At 68.1% G+C, this 19,173-nt stretch carries 18 protein-coding genes; all 18 read right to left on the reverse strand.

All coding sequences use genetic code 11. The features are described from left to right. Positions 1 to 64: 64 nt before the first annotated feature. Entirely contained in the window at positions 65 to 1,480 is a 1,416-nt protein-coding gene (locus E4O92_RS10030) for a sialate O-acetylesterase (RefSeq protein WP_135189629.1), read from the reverse strand. 25 nt (positions 1,481 to 1,505) lie between these two features. Then, positions 1,506 to 2,792, reverse strand: a complete 1,287-nt coding sequence (locus tag E4O92_RS10035) for an SGNH/GDSL hydrolase family protein (RefSeq protein ID WP_135189630.1) — start codon at positions 2,790 to 2,792, stop codon at positions 1,506 to 1,508. A 123-nt stretch (positions 2,793 to 2,915) separates the two neighbouring features. Further along, a complete protein-coding gene (locus E4O92_RS10040) occupies positions 2,916 to 3,572 on the reverse strand; it encodes a response regulator (protein WP_135189631.1) in 657 nt (218 codons plus the stop codon). A 25-nt stretch (positions 3,573 to 3,597) separates the two neighbouring features. Further along, positions 3,598 to 4,086 (reverse strand): type II secretion system protein, encoded by a 489-nt coding sequence (locus E4O92_RS10045; RefSeq protein ID WP_135189632.1) that lies wholly within the window; start codon positions 4,084 to 4,086, stop codon positions 3,598 to 3,600. Continuing rightward, the gene (locus E4O92_RS10050; RefSeq protein ID WP_135189633.1) at positions 4,086 to 4,469 is read right to left on the reverse strand and encodes a type IV pilin protein; all 384 of its coding nucleotides are present in this window, start codon (positions 4,467 to 4,469) and stop codon (positions 4,086 to 4,088) included. The genes E4O92_RS10045 and E4O92_RS10050 overlap by 1 nt, the downstream gene beginning before the upstream one ends. Before the next feature lie 5 nt (positions 4,470 to 4,474). Continuing rightward, positions 4,475 to 4,945: a type II secretion system protein gene (locus E4O92_RS10055; protein WP_135189634.1), complete on the reverse strand. Its 471-nt coding sequence runs from the start codon at positions 4,943 to 4,945 to the stop codon at positions 4,475 to 4,477. After that, on the reverse strand, positions 4,942 to 7,224 hold the full coding sequence (locus tag E4O92_RS10060; protein ID WP_135189635.1) for a secretin GspD/PilQ domain-containing protein: 2,283 nt from the start codon (positions 7,222 to 7,224) through the stop codon (positions 4,942 to 4,944). The genes E4O92_RS10055 and E4O92_RS10060 overlap by 4 nt, the downstream gene beginning before the upstream one ends. Positions 7,225 to 7,233: 9 nt before the next feature. After that, complete coding sequence (locus tag E4O92_RS10065; protein ID WP_135189636.1) at positions 7,234 to 7,650, reverse strand: hypothetical protein; 417 nt, start codon at positions 7,648 to 7,650, stop codon at positions 7,234 to 7,236. Next, on the reverse strand, positions 7,647 to 8,126 hold the full coding sequence (locus E4O92_RS10070; RefSeq protein ID WP_135189637.1) for a GspMb/PilO family protein: 480 nt from the start codon (positions 8,124 to 8,126) through the stop codon (positions 7,647 to 7,649). Before E4O92_RS10070 ends, E4O92_RS10065 begins: the two co-directional genes overlap by 4 nt. Further along, positions 8,123 to 8,608 carry a PilN family protein gene (locus E4O92_RS10075; RefSeq protein WP_135189638.1) on the reverse strand — a complete coding sequence of 162 codons (486 nt, stop codon included), beginning with the start codon at positions 8,606 to 8,608 and terminating at the stop codon, positions 8,123 to 8,125. Before E4O92_RS10075 ends, E4O92_RS10070 begins: the two co-directional genes overlap by 4 nt. 5 nt (positions 8,609 to 8,613) lie before the next feature. After that, positions 8,614 to 9,408: a hypothetical protein gene (locus E4O92_RS10080; protein WP_135189639.1), complete on the reverse strand. Its 795-nt coding sequence runs from the start codon at positions 9,406 to 9,408 to the stop codon at positions 8,614 to 8,616. Continuing rightward, positions 9,386 to 11,047: a GspE/PulE family protein gene (locus tag E4O92_RS10085; RefSeq protein WP_135189640.1), complete on the reverse strand. Its 1,662-nt coding sequence runs from the start codon at positions 11,045 to 11,047 to the stop codon at positions 9,386 to 9,388. Before E4O92_RS10085 ends, E4O92_RS10080 begins: the two co-directional genes overlap by 23 nt. Then, positions 11,044 to 12,234: a type II secretion system F family protein gene (locus E4O92_RS10090; RefSeq protein WP_135189641.1), complete on the reverse strand. Its 1,191-nt coding sequence runs from the start codon at positions 12,232 to 12,234 to the stop codon at positions 11,044 to 11,046. The genes E4O92_RS10085 and E4O92_RS10090 overlap by 4 nt, the downstream gene beginning before the upstream one ends. 3 nt (positions 12,235 to 12,237) lie before the next feature. After that, positions 12,238 to 12,774, reverse strand: a complete 537-nt coding sequence (locus E4O92_RS10095; RefSeq protein ID WP_135189642.1) for an SCO family protein — start codon at positions 12,772 to 12,774, stop codon at positions 12,238 to 12,240. 15 nt (positions 12,775 to 12,789) lie between these two features. Then, positions 12,790 to 14,358 carry a c-type cytochrome gene (locus E4O92_RS10100; RefSeq protein ID WP_135189643.1) on the reverse strand — a complete coding sequence of 523 codons (1,569 nt, stop codon included), beginning with the start codon at positions 14,356 to 14,358 and terminating at the stop codon, positions 12,790 to 12,792. Between the two features lie 13 nt (positions 14,359 to 14,371). Then, entirely contained in the window at positions 14,372 to 16,591 is a 2,220-nt protein-coding gene (locus E4O92_RS10105) for a S8 family serine peptidase (RefSeq protein WP_135189644.1), read from the reverse strand. A gap of 12 nt (positions 16,592 to 16,603) precedes the next feature. Further along, positions 16,604 to 17,026 carry a hypothetical protein gene (locus tag E4O92_RS10110; RefSeq protein ID WP_135189645.1) on the reverse strand — a complete coding sequence of 141 codons (423 nt, stop codon included), beginning with the start codon at positions 17,024 to 17,026 and terminating at the stop codon, positions 16,604 to 16,606. Positions 17,027 to 17,039: 13 nt separating this feature from the next. Then, on the reverse strand, positions 17,040 to 19,154 hold the full coding sequence (locus E4O92_RS10115; protein ID WP_167759751.1) for a cadherin-like domain-containing protein: 2,115 nt from the start codon (positions 19,152 to 19,154) through the stop codon (positions 17,040 to 17,042). Between the last annotated feature and the right edge of the window lie 19 nt (positions 19,155 to 19,173).

Below are 19,173 nucleotides of genomic sequence, written 5' to 3' on the forward strand. Positions count from 1 at the left end.
ACCGCGTGCGCAGCAAAGCTGCACACCTACGGTCCGCATTGGGCCTCTGTGTTATTTATGTGCTTTACCGAACTGGCGGAAGCGGATGGTCCGAACGGAACGGCAGCGCCGGCAAGCCGGCCTTGTTGACCAGATTCGGCTGGGCCGACTCATCCCATGCGAAGCGCACCGTCGCCGGGTTCGGCACGTCCGGGCTGCTGACTACCACGCGGTTCTGTTCGATCACCGCATTGGCCGGATGGTAGTTGCCGTCCGAGCCGGCGATCTCGAACCAGTTCAAGGGCTCGCCGTCGCGCGAAGCCAGGCCGTCGGCAAAGTCGAATGAGAGGATCGCCTTGCCGCCTTTCACTGAAAGCTTGCGGAACACCGGGCCATAGGTCGCGATGCCGCTCTTGCCGTAGGTGTAGGCGAGCGCCAGGTTGGCGAACCGCAGGCCCACCGACAGCTTGTCCAGCGGATGGATGTCGCGCAGATTGTCGACCAGGTCGGTAGTGACGATCATGCCGGTGTTGGGGATGCGCAGCGCCTGCGCCTGGGCTTCCCACATGCGTGGTGCGGCCTGTGAATCCTTGACGAACTTGTCCCGCACGACATGGTAAAGGTGGGGTGCCACTTGCGCGTAGTAGAACGGGAAGTCGGCCTGCCATTTGGCGCGCCAGCTCGATACCAGGGTCTCCATCATCACGGTGTACCCAGGCCCCTCCTCGCCCGCGATGATGTTCGATTCGCCCTGGTACCAGATCACGCCCCGCATGCCGTATGGCGCGAGACCGGAGATCATGCCGTTATAAATGGTGGACGGATCGTTCTTCCTGGTTTCGGTGCCGGCGCTGTCATCTGGCTGCTGCACAGGGGTCCACAGCTGGATCTGGGTACCACCCCAGGTGGAATCGATCATGCCTACCGGCGCGCTCAATTCTTCCTTGAGCTTTCGGCCGAAGTAATAGGCAGCGGCCGAAAATTTGGTCTTGGCGATCGAGTCCGGAGTGCACACCACCCACTCGCCTTTCACGTCATTCTGCGGCCGCGTAAACTTCTTCCTGTCGACCTTGAACAGGCGGATGTCCGGATGGTCGGCCGCTGCGATCGCCTGCTTGCCGTCGTTGGTCTGATCGAGCGACCTTTGCATGTTCGACTGACCGGATGCCAGCCACACTTCCCCGACCAGCACATCATTGACAACGATAGCGTTGCCGTCGCCGTTGACGGTGAGCGTGGTCGCCGCGCGCGGCGCGGCGACCAGATCGAGATCGACCTGCCAACGCCCGTCGGCCCCGGCGCGCGTGGTGCGCGTCTGGTTGCCGATTTTTACCGTCACCGTTTCCTGCGGATCGGCCCATCCCCACACCGGCACCTTTGGCGATCGCTGCAGCACCATGTGGTCGGAAATGATCGCGGGCAGCCGCACAACCGCAAAGGAGGGTGAGGCGAGCAGGAATAACGACAGCAGGCCAAGTGCTTTTGTCGGGGATGTTTTCATCGGACCGTGTCTGCGTAGCTGGAAATTATTGTTGGCGTCGGGCCGCTGAGCATGTGGCCAGGCGATTCAGCCCAACGGCACTGGCCATCGCACGGTAGCCGGCGGGCGAAAGATGCAAATGGTCGCCAGAATCAAATAGGCCCTGCAACCGGTCGGGCGCAGCCGGGTCGCGAACCGCGGCGTCGAAGTCGGCGACGCCGTCGAACAGGCCGGATGTGCGAATCCAGTCATTCATCGCCTGGCGATCCGATTCGTTTTCCGGCAGCGGTTTGTACAAGGTACTGCCGCCGTACGGCGTCAAGGTTCCGGCGATCAGGCACACGCCCTGCTTGTGCGCGCGCTGCACCAGCTCGCGCCAGCCGGACTTTAGGTCCGCGAGCATGGCGGCGCGCGATTGCGGTGATTCGGTTTTGCCCCGGTGAAGGCGGCCCAGGTCGTTCACCCCGATCAGGACGATCGCGTGCGTAACCCCGGGACGCTGAAGCACATCCCGTTCAAAGCGCTCCAGGAGCGGCGGACCAATGCATTCGCGCAGCATGCAATTGCCGCCAATGCCCGCATTGACCACGCCTGCGGTAGCGCTACCCTCCTCTGCGAGGCGACCAATGAGAAAGTCAGTCCAGCGATCATTCCCGTCCATGGTCGATCCCGAGCCGTCGGTGATCGAATCGCCGACCGCGACGACCACGCTCGGTCGCGGATCGGCCACTACTTCAATACCTGAAACCTGATACCAACTGGTCGCCTTGCGTGCATCCTTCAGGTCAGTCTGCGATGACTGGTCGCCAGGCGCGATGAATTGGGTGGCATGCGCGGCCACGTGCGCGCTTTGCTGCTGGGGCAGCGCCTTGAAAAACAGCGACAGCGTCAGATCGTCCCCGCGGGCCGCTTTCCATTCGATCGGATCGCTGACATATTCGCCACCCGGTGGCACCGTGACGCCAGCCTGCCCGTCAAAGCGCAACGTTTCAAGACTGTCCAGCAGCGCTGAGCTGGCGGGACGACCGACGCGGCCGATTGTCGCCGCTCCAAGCACGAGAGGCTCGCTGCCGTACAGGTTGCTGATCCGGACCCGCAAGCGATTTCCACCTGCCGACAGGCGCATTACCTGGCGTAGCGTGAACTCGCCGAGTTCTTCCTTCTTCAGCGCGGCTTTCGCGCTTGGGACCATGAGCGCTGCACCCCAACTGCTGGTCCAGTCTGCGGATTTATCGCTTGCCGCCGCGCACGCCTCGTTCAGGCCTTGCAGCAAACACAGGCAAACAGCGGCCACGCCAATACTGCCGGCAAGTCGATTTATTTTGGGTGCCATCCGCCTGTCCAAGTTTTCCTCCCAATGCCTGGCGCTTGATGTCCAGGACGCAACAGTATATCGCTCCGCGCTTTGGTTGCGCTACCATTGGAAAGATCACTTGCGATCAGTTTGATGAGCATTTCATTCGTCGAGCAGCCCGTGCGCAATCGCGTAGGACGTCAGCATCGAAGAATTGTGCAGGTTCAGTTTCTGCATCAGGTTGGCCCTATGTTTCTCGATGGTCTTGACGCTCAGGCTGAAATATTCGGCGATGTCTTTATTGCGGTGCCCTTCCGCGATCAGTTTGAGCACCTGGCGCTCGCGGTGCGTCAACTGGCGCAGCACGCTTGCCTGCCGCTGGCGGTTGCCCCCATCCAGATAGCCACGGATGATCTGGCCCGACACCTCCTGGCTCAGGTAGATCTTACCCTGCAACACAGTCCGGATAGCCAGCTCCAGTTCCTCGCTCCCGGAATCCTTGAGCAGGTAGCCTTCGGCGCCTGCCTGCAGGCTGGCATTGATGTACTCCGCTTCCTTGTGCATCGTCACCACCACCACGTGTGGCGCCGGGCGCCGCCGCTTGATGTCGATGAGCGCTTCGATCCCGTTCATGCCTGGCATCGAGATGTCCATCAGTACCAGGTCGGGCTCGAGTAGGCGTGCCGCCTGCAGCGCCTCATGACCGTTTGCTGCTTCGCCGACCACCTCGAAGTGCGCGTGGCTTGCGAGTAAGGCCCGTAAGCCCGCCCGCAACAGGGCATGGTTTTCGACAATCAGGATACGGTGCTTGGCTGTCATCGCGCGCTCCCGCTGGAAAGTGGGCTCAGGGCGGCAACGACGGCGCCGCTGCCTGCCCCGGCGAGAACATGAAGACCCATTCGGCGTAGGTCGCGGCCGCGACGAAGTTCTGGTCGGTGCGTGCGAAACGGCCATGTTTGAGAGGCCGTTCCTGCGACAGGCTGTACACCCCGTAGATGGCCCCGTCGGCCCCGCGTGCCAGACCCCACTCGGCCGAACCGGTGATGGGGTCGGTGTAGATCTTGCGCAGGTAACGCCGCATCGCCGGCACACGCGGGTCGCGCAGCAGGTCCGCCAACTGGTAGGGATGGCGCGGCGCGCCCGGCGGCGAGTGCCGGTAATATTGCATCAGCGCGTCCCGGAACTGGTGGCCGGCGAACAGCAGTTCGCGCTCGCGCTCGCGGCGGGCAATGCCGTTCCATGCGTCGCCCAGCGCTGCCAGTGCGATGCCCATGACCACCAGCGCAACCAGCACAGCGGCATAGACAAACCCCTGCTCGCGCTGACCAATCATCACCACTGCCCGTACGGCGTGCCGTCCAGGCCGTTGCCCGGCGCACCGCTGTGAACGTCAAACACGGCGCCCTGGGCGGGATCAGGCGGCGCCACGGGCACCCAGGTCGCGCTGCTGCCGGTGACGGGATCGATCGGCAGCCTGCGCACATATTTCTTGCTGACGAGCTCGTCAAGAGCGTCGGGGTATTTGCCGTTGTCTTCATAAAATTGATCCAGCAAGTGCCGCGTCAAGGCAAGATTCGCCCGCAACATGGTCTCTCTGGATTGTTCCACGCTGTGCATGTAACGCGGAACCGCAATGCTCAACAACAGCGCGACGATCGCCATGACAACCAGCAGTTCGACCAGCGTAAACGCGCGATGGATGCGTGGGCGTAACATTTTCGTCACCAGTTCCTGTACGGAATTCCGTTCAGTCCGACACCCGGGGCCAGCGAGTAGACGTCGTAGACCTCGTCCCCTTCGCGCGGATCGTCGGCGCTGCTCTGGTAATCGCGCTTGCCCCAGGTTGCCTCGTCGCTGAGCGCCGGATCCTGGCAGAGCGGGTCGCGCGGAATCCGGCGCAGGAAGTACAGGCGTGCCTGCGCCTCTACCCTGGCGGCATCCGGTACCCCTTCGACCAGCAAGCGCAGCGTGGGCGGATAGCCGGAACGGTCCATCGGCTGCACGATGCGACCCTCCTCCACCGCGTGACGGTATGCGTCGAGCGCGCCGCGGATCTCGCGCAGGGCGCGGTGCAGTTCCTGTTCTTTCGCGCGCCGCGCGGCCACTTCAGCCATCGGGATGGCCGCGCTGGCCAGCACGGCCACTATCGCCACGCACACCAGCAGCTCGACCAGGGTAAAGCCGCGATTCATGGCTGCACCTGCACAACCAGCGGCGCGGGCGCGGTCACCGCGAGTGGCTCGCCCGATACGCCGCCCGCCTCGGCCTGCGCCACGGCCACCTGCGCCGCGCCAGGAGCGATCACCTCGAACTCCACGCTCGCCGCCGCACCGGCGCCGCTGGCCGCACCGCTGCCGGCGGCAAACTCCACCTGAACCTGCCCGGCCTGGCCGTCGAGGTTCCTGGTGAACGCCGCCCCCGCCTGCCGCATGAAGTCGCCCTCGGCCGCCTCCACCGCCTTGAGCACGGCGGCGTCATACGCCAGCGTGAACTTCAGTCCCCGCACGGCCATCGATGACTGGGTGTTCAGCGCAATCGAGATACGCTCGCCCACCTTCGCCTGCGCCGGGCCCTGCCACGACAGCACCACCGGTTGGTTAGCTGGCGACGCGGCCAGCGGCGCGCGCGCGGCAAGCGGCACAGCCGCAGCCTGCGGCGCCGCCACCGGCCCGCCGCCGGGGCTGATCCCGACGGTGCCCAGCGGGCGCAACATCAGCCGGTTCGCGCCCAACTGCGACTCGGTGCCGGACCAGTACTCGGTCTGGCGCGCGGCGGCCGTCCGGCGCACACCGATCACATGCGGCGTGAGCGACAAGACGATCTCGGTCTTGCGCGCGTTATCGCGGTGGTTCGAGAACAGGCGCCCGAGCAGTGGCAGCTGGCCCAGCCCCGGTAGCTTGCTCGCGCTGTTGCGGTCCTCGTCGTTGATCAAGCCGCCCAGGATCTGCGTTTCGCCGTCGCGCAGGCGCAGCACGGTGGTGGCGTTGCGCGTCCCGACCTGGTAGGCCAGCGTGCCGGACTGGACGTTCTGGATTTCCTTCACGATCGAGCTGACCTCGAGGTTGATCTTGATGCTCACCTCTTCGTCCAGATGAATGTCCGGCTCGACCTCGAGCTTGAGGCCCACGTCCAGGTACTGCACATTGCCGGTGATGACGGGCGCCCCGGTCGACATCGGCGTCACCGCGTTGGTAATCACCGGAACCCGGTCGCCGATCATGATCTTGGCCTTTTCATGGTTGCGGGCCCGGATGCGCGGGCTGGCCAGCAGGTTGGCATCGCTGTCCTGCATCAGCAAATTGAGCGTTACCGACGGCGCCGGCCCGGCCAGCAGGCTCGACGCCCTGGTGTCGCGCAGCGCACCCAGCGTCAGCCGATCGCCCGGTACCGACACGCCGATACTGGAGGGCAGCGCCAGGCCAAGTTCGGACAGGCGCGAGCCGGACACTTCGAGGACCTCGACCTCCAGCATCACCTCCGGATCGGCGACGTCCTGGTCCTCCACCAGCCGCGCTGCCAGCTCCACCGCCTCTGGCGTGTCGCGCATGACCACCGAATTGGTGCGCTCATGGACCACCACGTCGCGCGACTTGAGCAGGGTCTTGATCATGGCGGCGATCTGCTTGGCGTCGGCATTGACCAGGTGGAAGCTGCGGATCTTCAGGTCCTGGTATTCCTTCAGCTTGGCAGGCAGGTTAGGATAGACCAGCACGGTCGAATCGCTGAGCACCTTTTTCTCGAGCTGGCTCTGCATCAGCAGCAGCTCGAGCGCGTCCTGCACCGAAACGTCCTTCACGAAGATCGACACCTTGATGTCGGGCTTGATGTCCTTGTCGAGCAGGACGTTGATGCCGGAGCCGCGCGCCAGCGCCTCGAGCACGACCTTCACGTTGGCATCGCGGAACTGCAGGCTCACCGGGCTGCGAAAGCGCCCGGCCAGCCCCGGCACCGCGGCCTGGGCGCGGCTGGCGTGCTGGTCGAGCCGCTGCAGCAGCTGGCGCGCAGCGCGATGGTCCGGGTCCTCGAGCAAGATGCGCCGCACCAGCTCGCGCGCCTGGCCCTCGTCCCTGGCCACGAGCTGGTCAGCTTCCGCCAGCTCGGCCGCATGGCGCACGTCCATGTCCAGGCTGGCCAGCCCGGCGCGGGCGTTGCGGTCGGCCGGATTGAGGTGCAGCGCGCGCTCGTACGCAGTGTGCGCGGCGGCGGCATCGCCCGCGGCGCGCGCGGTGGCGCCTTGCGACACCAGCCTGGTGACGGCGAGCTCGCGCTGGCGCGCCAGCGCCGAACGATAGGTCAGGTTGGAGGGATCGGCCTTGCTCGCCTGCGCCAGTCGCTCCAGCCCCTCCTCGACCTGGCCGGACGCGATCAGCTCAAGCCCCTCGCGCTGCAGGCGCTGCGCCGCGCAACCGGCGAGCAGGCCAACAATCGCGAACACGGCCAAAGAACGCAAGCGCCAGGAATTGGTAGGCATGGCAGTCTCCTAAGGTACGTCGCCGGTTGCCAGCGACTGCTTCATCTGCAGCGGCAGGTAGGTGAACTGGATCGCGGGGCCGTCAACGCGGTCCACGCGCCAGCCGCCGTCGAGTGTGTCGCCGGCTTTGGCCAGCAGCACATGCTCGCCTTTCATCAGGAATACCAGCTTCACGCCTGCCGCGTAACGGCCCAGGTAGCGGAACGGCAGTGGCGGCGGTGCGGGCGGCGCGGAGGCGGTGTCCTGGACTTGTGGTGGCAAGGCAGGAGCTGCCGGGGCCGCCGCTGGCGCCGCCGCGCTTTGCCACGACAGCGGTGCGAACGGGTTCACCCCGGCGCCTGGCTGCGGTGGCTGTCCGGCGGCCACGCCGGCAAGTGCCAACGCGCACCCGGACAGCAGGCCGCGCACGGGGCGAAGCGGCGTCATGGCCGGGCCTCCATCAACACGACCAGCTTGATCCGCGCCTCGATCGCCCCGTCGCCGATCTTCTGGCGCTGCAGATGGATGGTCTCGACAGCCAGCGCCGGCAGGGCGGCATGCAGTTCATCGAGGAAGACCAGCAGCTGGGGATAGGTCAGGCGCAGCGGCAGCGTGATCTCGTAGCGCACCGCCTGCTCCTGCGCGAGCCGCACGACCTGGTAGTTGGCCTCGTCCACAAGAATCCCGGCCTGCGCGGCTGCGCCGGCGATCTGGGCCAGCACGTCGGGAAAGCTGGTTTCGCTCGGTCGAACCGGGGCCGGTTTCACCAAGGCAGCCGCTGGCCGGACAGATGCGCGGCGCGCCCCTTCCCGCTGCAGCGCGGCCACCTGGGCCTCGGCTGGCGCCAGCACCTGGAACCAGAACCAGCACGCCGCGCCGGCCAGGCAAGCTGCCAGAAGCCACGGCAAACGCTCCGGCATCATGTGCTGTCTCCCCACTCGGCGAGCACCGTGAAGCGCACCGGATGCTGCGGGTCGTCGCGCAGCGTCTGATGGCTTTGCAGGAGCACCCGGACGAACGTCCCGGCGGTCCCCAGGCGGCGCAGGTAGTCAAGCAGCGCCGGCAGGTCGCGCGCTTCGCCATCCAGGCGCACGCGGCGCTGCTGGGGCGCCGGATCGAATGCGAGCAGGCTCACGTCGGCACTGGCGGCCGATGCCAACGCCTGGAACAGCCGTTCCCAGCGCACGGCCGGTACGGCTTGCGTCTGGCCGGCACTTGCCGCAGGCTTGATGCGGTGCGCCGGGAAGCGGGCCGTGTCGGCGCGTAGCAGGGCCGCCTGCGCGCGCAGGTCGGCCAGCCGCAGTGTGCCCAGCCCGAAGATCACCGCTGCCAGCATGGCGACGGCAAAGAGCTGCCTGCGATGGTTGGCCGGCGCGGCCATGTGGCTCAACACCAGTGGCGGCATGGCTCTCATTGTCCAGCCCCGCAGTCAAACAAGGCAGCCAGCGGGTGCGCTGCATTGGGCCCCAACCGCACTGCCGGCAATCCGGCCACCTGTTCCATGTCGGCGGTCTCGAACTGCGGGGCCCACAGGAACACCTGAGTAGGGGTCGCATCGGTGTCTGCCAGCAGGGACTCCCGTTCGATCAGCTGGCCCAGCGCGGCCAGGGCGTTGGCGCCCGTCCTTGCCGTGCGCACGGCGCGCCATGTCCGGTGCTGCGACAGGGCCAGGCACAGGTAGCCCGGCTCGGCGAGCACCAGCCAGAAGCAATCGCCCTGCAGCACGCGCCGCCAGCAATTCACTACCGCCGCCAGTAGCGGCTGCACGTCCGCCAACTGGGCGCGGGTGCGCTGGCACAGCGCCTGCAGTTCCGACACCAGCGCGGCATCGACGGCGCTGGCCAGGCCCGGTGCCCCGCGCCGGGGTGGCGTGGCCGCGATCTGCCACTGCCGCGCGCCATCGCCGTACACCCGTACGAAACAGTCGCGCTGGTACGCTTGCACGGCGACGCCCTTCAGCCCCGCTTGCCACGGCACGAACGCATAGCGCACCAGCCGGTTCGACAGGGTCACGTGCAAGCGCGCCGGCCGCGCCTGTGTGCGCAGCAGCGCCTCCAGTGCGGCCAGCGCCGCGCGCCACGATCTGGTGATCTCGCTGCTCGGCTCGCGCAGCGCGCCGCCCTGCCAGCGCCAGCCGGCACGCGCGGTATTGAGCGCGTCGTGCGCGAGCAGCACCCGCAATTCATTGGCCGGCAAAAGTGACACGGTCGATCTCCTCCAGTGTCGTTTCCCCGCTCGCCGCGAGCGCGAGCGCCGCGTCGCGCAGCAGCCGGGTTCCGTTGCCGCGTGCCGCCTCGCGCACCCGCCGCGCCGGCTCGCGCGCGGCGATCAGCTCGCGCAATTCGTCGTTCAGGACGAGCAGCTCGCCGATGGCTTTGCGCCCCTTGAAGCCAGTGCCGCGACAGTGCGTGCAGCCGGTGCCGGCGCGATAGTCCATGCTTGCTGCCTGCCCCGACTCCTTGACCAGCCCGGGCGGCGGGCACACAGGCACCGCGCACGCTCGGCAATTGACTCGCACCAGCCGCTGCGCCAGCACGCCATTGAGCGCGGCGACAAAGCTGTATGGATCCACGCCCATGTGCAGGAAGCGCCCGATCACGTCAAACACGCTGTTCGCGTGCACTGTCGTGAACACCAGGTGCCCGGTCAGCGCCGACTGGACCGCAATCTGCGCGGTTTCCGGGTCGCGGATTTCGCCGACCATGATCTTGTCCGGATCGTGGCGCAGGATCGAGCGCAGGCCGCGCGCGAAGGTCAGGCCCTTCTTCTCGTTGACCGGGATCTGCAGCACGCCCGGCAGCTGATACTCGACCGGGTCCTCGATGGTGATGATCTTGCCGGCGCCGTCGTGGATCTCGGCCAGCGCGGCATACAGCGTGGTGGTCTTGCCGCTGCCGGTCGGCCCGGTCACGAGCAGCATCCCGTACGGCACGCGCGACAGGCGGCGCAACGTGCCCACGCTCGCCCCGTCAAAGCCAAGCACGTCGAGCCGCAGGCCGCGCATCTGGTCCGACAGCACCTGCTTGTCGAGCACGCGCAGCACCGCGTCCTCGCCGAACATGCTGGGCATGACCGAGACCCGGAAGTCCACTTCGCGCCCGCGCACCGAGACCCTGAACCGGCCGTCCTGCGGCACGCGCCGCTCGGCGATGTCCAGTTCCGCCATCACTTTCACGCGCGAGAGCGCCTGCGCTGCCAGCGCGGCGCCATCCAGGCTGCCCACCGCGGTCAAAGCACCGTCGATCCGGTACTTGATCGCCAGGCCAGCCGGGCTGCTTTCGAAATGGATATCGCTGGCGCCGGCCTTGAGCGCGTCGTACAGGGTCGAGTCGACCAGCCGCACCACAGGGCTGGTGGCCGCGCCGATGGCCTCGAGCGACAGCTCGGGGGCGCACTCGGCCGGCGCCGCGCCGACCCCGGCGGGGCCGGCCACGCTGTCGAGCGCGCGCAACGACGCTTCATGGCGCGCCAGGCACCCGGCCAATTCGTCGCGTGCGACGACAGCCCAGGAAAACGGCACGCCAACCTGTTCGCCGGCCCACGCCGCGCATTGCGGATCCAGCGGGTCGGCCGTGGCCAGCAGGACGGCACCAATGTCCGTGTAGAGCGCGACGCAGTTGTGCGCGCTGGCCAGCGCAAACGGAACCAGGTCGAACGCCGGCTGCATCCGCGCCAGCTCATCCCGGCCGAGCAGCACCAGGCCCAGGGTGTGCGCCAGCCCCGCGGCGACACCGGCTGCATCGAGCCCGCTCGCGCGCTCCAGTTCCTCGGCCGCGCTGCGCCCCGATCCGGCCGCCGCGTTCATGGCGGCACGCAGCTGTTCACGGGTAAACGCGGCCGTCATCCGATGCTCCCGGCCAGGTCGAACACCGGCATGTACATCAGCACGACGATGCAGCCGATCACGGCGCCAATCGCCACCATCAGGATCGGCTCGAACAGGCGCGTGAAGCGCTCGACCCAGCGTGCCATGTCGTCCTCGTAGAACGCGGCGATGCGCTCCATCAGCTCGCCCATCGCGCCGGTCCGTTCGCCCACCACCAGCATGCGCTGCGCGACCGGCGTGGCCAACCCCTGTTCCGGCAGCGCGCGCGAGATCGGCTGGCCCTCGCGGATCCGCGCGGCGGCCTGCTCCAGCCGTGCGCGCAGGCCGGGCTCGAGCACTCCGCCAGCCAGTGCCAATGCGGCGGCGACCGGCATGCCGCCGCGCAGCAGCATGCCCAGCGAGCGGTACAGGCGCGCCAGGTAAAACAGCCGCAGGCGTTCCCCCAGCGGCGCGCAGCTCCACACGCGCCGCATCAGCCAGCGGCGCGTCGCCGGACGGCGCAGCGCCCGCCAGCACAGCCACACCGCACCGATGCCGGCGGCGGCGCACGCCAGCGCATGATTGGCCAGCAGTTGCCCCCAGCCCACCAGGATGCGCGAGCTCAGCGGCAGCTCGGCGCCGGTATCGGCATACACCTGGCTAAAACGCGGCACGACATACACCAGCAGGAACACGGTAACCAGCACCCCGACCACGCCCAGCACCGCGGGGTAGACCAGCGCGCTCGTCACATGGCGGAGCACGGCATCGACCTGTTCCTGGTAGCGCAGGTAGCGCGCCAGCGCTTGCGGCAGCGCGCCCGAGCTTTCGCTGGCACGCACGGTGGCGGTGAACAGCGGCGGGAACACCGTGCTGGACTCGGCCAGCGCAAACGACAGCGGATGCCCCTCGCGCAAGCGCGCCGCGACCTGCTCCAGCACACGCCGTGTCTCGGGCCGCGCTTCTTTTTCAGCCAGGGTTTCCATCGCCTCGAGCAGCGCCAGCCCCGACTCCAGCAGCGCCATCAGTTCCTGGCAAAACAGCGCCAGCGGCAGCTGCGCTCTGCGCTGCGGCCGCCATGCGAGCCAGGCGCGCCGCGCCGTCACGGTCAGCACGCGGTTGCCGTGCGCGCACGCCTGCGCGGTGGCATCCTGCTCGTCCACCGCATCGAGCATCAGCCGCACCACCGCCCCACCCGCGCCGACCGCTGTGACCTCGAAGCGCATCGGCTACCTCCCTGCCCCGCGCTCGTGCAACGCGGCCAGTAGCTGGTCGGCGCTGGCATAGCCATCGATGCGCTGCCAAGGACCACCTGCGCGCGTGCGCAGGAACATCACCGGCTCATGGTTCATCTTGTTGCCCCGGTAGGCGCCGAATGCGCGCTGGGCTGCCCCGCTCGACTCGGGGGTGCCCGTATAGAAGCGCCAGCCTTCGCCAGCGCCAACGCTGCGCGCATAAGCACGCAAGCGCTGCGGCGTGTCGTTAAGCGGGTCGATCGAGATCGAGAACAGCCTGAGCCCGGGCACGGCCTTCTTCTGCAGCTCGGCCAGCACCCGGCTCTGGATCGGGCAGATCGCACTGCAGCTGGTGAAAACGAAGTTGAGCACTGCCGGGCCGGCGTTTTCCAGCTCGTCGCCCAGCCTGGTCCAGGTCCCGTCCGCACGCTGCAGCCGGACCGCTGCGCCATCAAATGCAGCTGGCGGGTCCGCAGCCGCGGCCAGCGCGGCTGCGCTGGCAAGGACGAGAACGGCGATCCTGACCTTCATGGCGTCTCCTTGTTGTCATGGCACGATGAGCGCGGGCTGCGCTCCCGGCCCACCTTTCAAAGCCCGTGGCGCGGCGATGTACACCCCTTTCGACGCGAAGCGCTGGTCCGGCCCGAGGCTTGGCGCGGGACGCGTCGGCGCCAGTATCGTGGTCGACAGCTGGTGCTCGACCGTCTCCACGAAATAGTCGCGCGAGTAGCTGTCCATCAGGTGCGCCAGCGCGTCCGCGGTCACGGACACTGCGAACAGGGTGTCGATCGCATCGCGCGGCGCTGCTGCGCCAAGGCCGCGCGCATGCAGCCAGTCACTGGCGCGGCGCGTGCGCAGCTGCTGCGATTGCGGCAATTCCCATGGGTAGATGACGCGCAGTTGGGCCGGCGGCGCCGCCATGTCCGCATCGCCCAGCAAGCTGCCGGACGCATACACGGGCCGCGCCTCGCCCGGCAAACGCGCCAGGTCCTGCGCGCGCAGCCAGAGCACCAGCGCGGCCGCATCCGCTTGCGCGATGCGTGCCCAATCCGACGCGTCAGGCGCGTGCGACAACTGCACCTGGTCGAGCGCAATGCCGCCGCCGGGAAGCGCCGTGGACAGCGCGCGGGCAGCCGCCATCGACTCGGCATCGTCCAGCCGCACGACCTGCAGCACGCGCTGCCCCGCCAGCTTGCGGCGCAGCTCGAGCGCCAGCGCATCCGCTTCCAGCGCCATGCCACGTGAGAAGTAGACGGTGTAAAAGCCGCCGCCCTCGCCCGGAAGGCTGGTCAATGGCAAGATGCACGGCACCTGGTTGCGTTCGCTGAAGTCGTGCACCGGCTGCCACGAAGCCGTGCCGATGCCGGCCACCAGCGCGAACACCGGCGCGCGGCGCTGAAAAGCCTCCAACTGCTCCGGCCAGCCTGATGGGTCCCCGCGCAATTCCCACACATCGAGCACCCAGCTGCGCCAGGCGCGATGCATGCGCATCGTCCCGGCACGCCGGCGCTGTGGCTCGGACCGCACGGCGGCGTTCCGGTCGCGGACGAACGCGCGCAGGACATCGAGCATGGCCTGGCTGCGGTGCGGATCGACGCCGGGCTGGATCACGGTCGCGAGCCGGATCACGCTGGCGTCCACGCCGGGGTCCGGGCCGGGCGAGAGCGTGTGCAGGTAGGCCTGCAGGGCGGCCATGTCGGCGTCGCCCAGCGGGTAGCGCGGCATCATGGCATCGAGCGCGCGGCCGTCGGCGCCCACGCCGGTGCGAATTGCCCGCGCCAGCGACTGGCTGTCATACACAGGCCGGATGCGTTGCCCGAGCTGGTGCAGGATGCGCGGATTGGGCGCCGCCGCGCTGCCACCGAAGAGGTCAGGCGCGGTAATCGGACGCACCACCAGCGGCCCTTCGGCCAGGCCAAACCCGCTGCGCCGGTGGCAACTGATGCATGCCGCCTCGTGCCCCGTGCGCGTCACATTCGCGGCGCCCTGGCCAGCCAGCGGCGTGCCGTCGCCCAGCACACCCTGGCGGTAGATCGCCTGCCCTGCCGCGACGGGGTCGGGCTGCGGCGCGGCTGCGGCCAGCCACGGCAGCAGGACGAGAATGATGGCCAGCACGCGCATCGCATCCCTATTTGACAGTGACGAAGACGGTCGCGGCGGCGGACCAAAGGCCACGGCTGTCGCGCACCTGGTACGTGAAGCTCTCGCTGCCCGAAAATCCGACCGCAGGGGTGTACGACACCGTGCCATCGGAGTTCGGCACGGCGCTGCCGCCGTGGTTTGGCTTGCTCCCGATCGTCACGCTGGACTTGACCAGCGATGCGCCCGCGCTGGCAGTGTCATTGGCCAGCACCGCCATGCGCACCGCTGTGTATGAGGACGAGCGGCGCAGAGCGGCGGTGAAGCTGTCGTCGCGCGCGACCGGCGGCGCGGCCAGCACCGCGATGGTGACGGCCGCAACGCCGCCGAGCGCCTTGCCATCGTCGGCACGGTAGGTAAAGCTGTCGCTGCCGATGAACCCGCTGGCGGGGGTGTAGCGCAGCGAGCCATCCGCCGGCAGCGTGAGCGTGCCGTGCGACGGACCTGCCACCAGCCTTGCGGTCAGCTTGTCGCCGTCAGGATCCTGGTCGTTCGCCAGCACCCCGGGCGCAGCCACGGACAGCACCGCTCCCGCTTGCACGCTGTAGCTGTCGGGGTTTGTTTGAGGAGCGCGGTTGGGCGCGGCGACCAGGATCGAAAAACTCTGCGAAGCCGAGCGTGCCGTGGGATCGGTCACCGTCACCACCACCGGATTGGCGCCTGCCTGCGCGCTCGTGGGTGTCCACGCCACCAGGCCGCGGGACGGATCGATCGTCATGCCGGAAGGCGCGACGGCCAGGGCGAACGTCAGTACTCCGCCATCGGCATCACTAGCGCTGGCCGGGTAGCGGTAAGTCTGGCCCACCAACGCATCGGTCGCGGGCAGCGAGGTGAACACCGGTGTATGGCCGCCTGCCCCGCCGACGGCAAGCCTCTGGTAGGCAGCCATCGCATCGACCAGTCCGTGGCCCGCATTGTTGTCCGCGCCCGGCGCGTCGATGTCGGCGGCGCTGTCCATCACTGCGTTTTCGAGCTCGAACACCGAGGCGGACGGGAACGCGGCAGCCAGCAGTGCCAGCGTTCCGGACACATGGGGGGCAGCGTAGGAAGTCCCCGAGACGGTCGCATACAGTGGCAGCCCTCCGAACGAGAGATCGCTGCTGCTCAAGCCCACGCCCGGCGCCACCACTTGCGGAAAGATGGTGCCGTCACAGCCTGACGGGCCGCGGCTGCTGGCGGCCGCCACGGCCAGGCCGGTGTCGACGGAGCCCACGGCAAAGGCGGCGGGATTGGCCGCCGGGCTGGCCGCGGTTGCGGGAGCGGGTCCGTCGTTCCCGGCCGAGAAAACCACCGCGATCCCGGCGCTCGTGAGCGCCTTGATGTCTTCGTTGAATTCCATGTTGCAGGCGCCGAGCGTGCCGCCGGTCAGCCCCCATGAGGCGTTGACGACGTCGGGCGCGTCCACGGTCGCCGGATCGCCGTCCGGATCGAGCAGCCATTGGAATGCCTGGTGAATCACCGACAGCGTGGACCTGCCGCGCTCGTCGAAGATGCGCGCGGCGATCCAGCGCGCCTGCGGAGCCACCCCGATCGGCGCGCCGCTCGCGCCGCCACCGACGATCAGCCCCATGGTCTGCGTGCCGTGGCCATTCGAGTCGCCAGGGACCGGGTACTGGCCGAACGGATCGAACCAGCTGTTGCTGCCGCCGCGCCACCGCGGTTCGAGGTCAGGGTGGCTCAGGTCGACGCCGGTGTCCATGTTGGCCACGACCACGCCTGCCCCCTTCACGCCGGCGTTCCACACCTCCGGCACGTGCAGCGCGGCCAGGTTCCAGCCCGGGCTGCCCGCCCCGCCGCTGCCCGACTGCAGCGCCGCCAGCTTGACCGGGGCGTCGTACTGCACGCGTGCCACGGCAGGCAATTTGGCCAGCGCGGCAATCGCATGCACCGGCACCGAGGCGGCTACCGAATTATTGATCCAAAGCGTCTTGCGCCCGACGGCCCCGGCGAGGTCGAGCTGCGGGCCGAACCGCTCGAGCGCGCGCGCCGACTGGTCGCGCAAGGCCCGCAGCAGCCGGGTATCTCGCTGGCGCCGGTCCTTGTGGTCGTACTGGAGCAGATTGACCCGTTCGGCCAGCTGGACGATCACCGGCAGGCGCTCGTCCGGGCGATGGTTCGCCATCTCGCTCGCCAGTTCGGGGGTGATCACGCCCGCGGCCGCGCTGCCACACGCCAGCGCCAGCGCCAAACTCACCTGATTGGGTCGCATGTTCCGCTCCCCTCAGTTCACTGTCAGCGGCGCGACCGCCAGGCCGTTCACCGCGAGCCGGACACTGTCGCCGGCACGCACCGCGCGGCCGGGGTTTGCGAACAGCACGAAGTAGTCGCGGTCGGTGTACACCGTGCGATTACGCGCTGTCTGGCGCATGGCGCCAATGACGGGCGATTCGGCCACGCCAAGCTTCGCCCCGTGCGTAAGGTCCAGCAGCTCGACCTTGTTATGCGCATCAAGCAGCCGGGCAGCCTTTTCCGCATCCGTCACCCGGTAGCGCAGGTCGAGGATGTAGCCGTGGGCGGACAACCGCAGCGCGCGCACCACGATGCCTTGCTCCGGCAGCGCCACCTCGCCGCCCGGCGCCGACCGCTGCCCTGCGCAGCCGGCAAGCACAACCAGCACCGCCGCAGCCATAACACCGATCCGCATGGCAGCCTCCTCTCTATTGCACTCTCAGCGTGACCACGGCCCAGCCGGCGCCGAGGTTGTCGGTGTTGCTGCTGATGGAACCGGATTCTTTGCCGAGCTTGTCCTTCACGCGGTAACTGAAGGTATCGGTGCCGGTGAAGTTGTACAGCGGGGTATAGGTAACCGACCCGCCGGAGACGGTGACCGTCCCCCCGCTGGACGTCTGCGTGCTGGTCACGCTGCCCGCGCCGGTGCCGGTTGCTGCCGTGCGAACCCGTGCCACCGCCAGCGGCAGCTGGTTGGCACGGTCGAGGGTGTCCGCGTCCGGATCGCTGTCATTGCTGGCCAGGTCGAGCGTTGGCGGCTGGTAGAAGCCGGTTCCGGTACGGCAGTTGCTGCTGTTCCCTTGGCGGAAGGTGCAGCGCGGGACCGTAAAGCTGTCGGCGTTGGCGGTCGGCGCCCGGTTGTCGACCATGGTGATTGTGACGTTGGCGGGCGCGCTGAACTGGGTGCCGTCGCTTACCTGGTAGGTCATCCGCAGGTTGCTGGTGGCAGTCGACGAGGCAAGCGTCAGGCTGCCATTCGCGGCCAGCGTGATCCGGTTGGAATTGCCAGCGCAGTTGTTGGCGCTGTTAAGTATGCACTCGGTCAGCTTGGCTGCGGTCAGCACATCGCCGTCGGCATCCGTATCGTTGGCGAGGACGCCAGGCCCGGCAAGGGCCTGGTTGCCGAATGTGGCGGCGTGCGCGACCGCCGTATAGCTGTCGTCCCGCGCCACGGGCTGGGTGTTGGAAGCGACCGTCAGCGTGAACGCCTGGTCGGTCGACAGGGACGCCACGGTATCGGTGGCGCGCACGGTGATCGGATAACTGCCAGCCGCCACGTTCGCAGCCGGCCACGTGGCCAGCCCGGTGGTGCCATTGATGGTCATTCCCGCAGGCGTTGCGGGCGGCGTGACGAACGCATACTGCACCGGATGCCCGCCACTTGCGGTGGCATGCGCCTGGTACTGCCACGCGGTGCCGACCCGCCCTGTGGTCACCGGCACCGAATCGAACACCGGCGGCGCCGCCACGGCCGGACCGACCTCGATTCGCGCGAACATGCCGCCGCCCGGCTGGCCGTCATTGGTGTCGTAATAGCGGCTGTCGAAAATCGGGTAGCGCACGCTGCTGCTGTTGGGATTGTCGGGCTTGAGCAGCACGTCGAGGGTCTTGCCCGGCGCGAGGAAGGCGCTGTACTGCTGGCGTGGATATGCCAGGACAGGCACAGGGTTGCCATCCTCCGCGACCACGCGCCAGTACTGGCCGGCGATGGTCGGCACGTGCGTCATGAGTCCCGCGTTCACCAGGCGCAGCAGCAGGTCCTGCCCGGCGGGTACCGTTTGCTGCCCGGGCGGCAGGGTTGGCGGCACCAGCGGATCGAGGCCGGCATCGGGGAACGTCTTGCCGTTGATGAGGAAGAAGCGCGGGTGGTAGGCCAGGGTGCTGGTCGGCCCGCTGCCGCCATAGGTGCCGTTCGCGACCGCCGCATGCAGCGCGGGATCGATCTCGCTGAACAGCATCAGCATCTGGTTCACGTAGGTCACGCTCGCGGTGCCCTGCGTGTAGGCGACCCTGCCCGGCCCGGCGTCCTTGGTCACGGCGCCATACAGCCCCATCTGCACCTGGACTTGCGGATGGGTGCCGCTGCGGTACAGGTAGGTGCCGGGCTTGAGGTTGGCCCAGGTGTAGGTCGCGCTCCCGCCACCGGTGGCGGCCTCGCGGTCGAACGAGCGCACCCGCGCGCTGGTGTTACCCGCCGGCCGCGCCCCGCTGTAGGTTGTCCCCGGCTGGTTCGGCTCGAACCACACCGGCTGCATGCCCTCCTGCTTGACCTGGCCCGCGATCACCAGCGAGGTCGGCTCGGGCAAGGTGTTCGTCAGGTGCACGACCAGTCCCTCGCCTGGGGGCACCGCAAGCAACGGGCCGGGCACCGTCACCTGCCCGGCGCAGGTGGCCGGCGGGGCGCTGCCAGTGCCGCACAGCGCGTAGCCCCACATCGGCACACCGGCCACGGTCGTGGTGCCGGTGCGCAGCCAGTACTCGGCAGCCTGCACCGCTCCCACGCCCAAGAGGCCCGCCAGCAGCAGTGTCCAGCGCATCGGCATTAACTGATCCTTGTGCATG

The sequence above is a fragment of the Massilia horti genome (assembly GCF_004614195.1).
Lineage (GTDB): Bacteria > Pseudomonadota > Gammaproteobacteria > Burkholderiales > Burkholderiaceae_D > Telluria > Telluria horti.

Excerpts from the sequence above, each read along its gene's own strand:
- E4O92_RS10030 (WP_135189629.1), bottom strand. The coding sequence starts at position 1,480 with ATGAAAACATCCCCGACAAAAGCACTTGGCCTGCTGTCGTTATTCCTG.
- E4O92_RS10035 (WP_135189630.1), bottom strand. The coding sequence starts at position 2,792 with ATGGCACCCAAAATAAATCGACTTGCCGGCAGTATTGGCGTGGCCGCT.
- E4O92_RS10040 (WP_135189631.1), bottom strand. The coding sequence starts at position 3,572 with ATGACAGCCAAGCACCGTATCCTGATTGTCGAAAACCATGCCCTGTTG.
- E4O92_RS10045 (WP_135189632.1), bottom strand. The coding sequence starts at position 4,086 with ATGATTGGTCAGCGCGAGCAGGGGTTTGTCTATGCCGCTGTGCTGGTT.
- E4O92_RS10050 (WP_135189633.1), bottom strand. The coding sequence starts at position 4,469 with ATGTTACGCCCACGCATCCATCGCGCGTTTACGCTGGTCGAACTGCTG.
- E4O92_RS10055 (WP_135189634.1), bottom strand. The coding sequence starts at position 4,945 with ATGAATCGCGGCTTTACCCTGGTCGAGCTGCTGGTGTGCGTGGCGATA.
- E4O92_RS10060 (WP_135189635.1), bottom strand. The coding sequence starts at position 7,224 with ATGCCTACCAATTCCTGGCGCTTGCGTTCTTTGGCCGTGTTCGCGATT.
- E4O92_RS10065 (WP_135189636.1), bottom strand. The coding sequence starts at position 7,650 with ATGACGCCGCTTCGCCCCGTGCGCGGCCTGCTGTCCGGGTGCGCGTTG.
- E4O92_RS10070 (WP_135189637.1), bottom strand. The coding sequence starts at position 8,126 with ATGATGCCGGAGCGTTTGCCGTGGCTTCTGGCAGCTTGCCTGGCCGGC.
- E4O92_RS10075 (WP_135189638.1), bottom strand. The coding sequence starts at position 8,608 with ATGCCGCCACTGGTGTTGAGCCACATGGCCGCGCCGGCCAACCATCGC.
- E4O92_RS10085 (WP_135189640.1), bottom strand. The coding sequence starts at position 11,047 with ATGACGGCCGCGTTTACCCGTGAACAGCTGCGTGCCGCCATGAACGCG.
- E4O92_RS10090 (WP_135189641.1), bottom strand. The coding sequence starts at position 12,234 with ATGCGCTTCGAGGTCACAGCGGTCGGCGCGGGTGGGGCGGTGGTGCGG.
- E4O92_RS10095 (WP_135189642.1), bottom strand. The coding sequence starts at position 12,774 with ATGAAGGTCAGGATCGCCGTTCTCGTCCTTGCCAGCGCAGCCGCGCTG.
- E4O92_RS10105 (WP_135189644.1), bottom strand. The coding sequence starts at position 16,591 with ATGCGACCCAATCAGGTGAGTTTGGCGCTGGCGCTGGCGTGTGGCAGC.
- E4O92_RS10110 (WP_135189645.1), bottom strand. The coding sequence starts at position 17,026 with ATGCGGATCGGTGTTATGGCTGCGGCGGTGCTGGTTGTGCTTGCCGGC.
- E4O92_RS10115 (WP_167759751.1), bottom strand. The coding sequence starts at position 19,154 with ATGCCGATGCGCTGGACACTGCTGCTGGCGGGCCTCTTGGGCGTGGGA.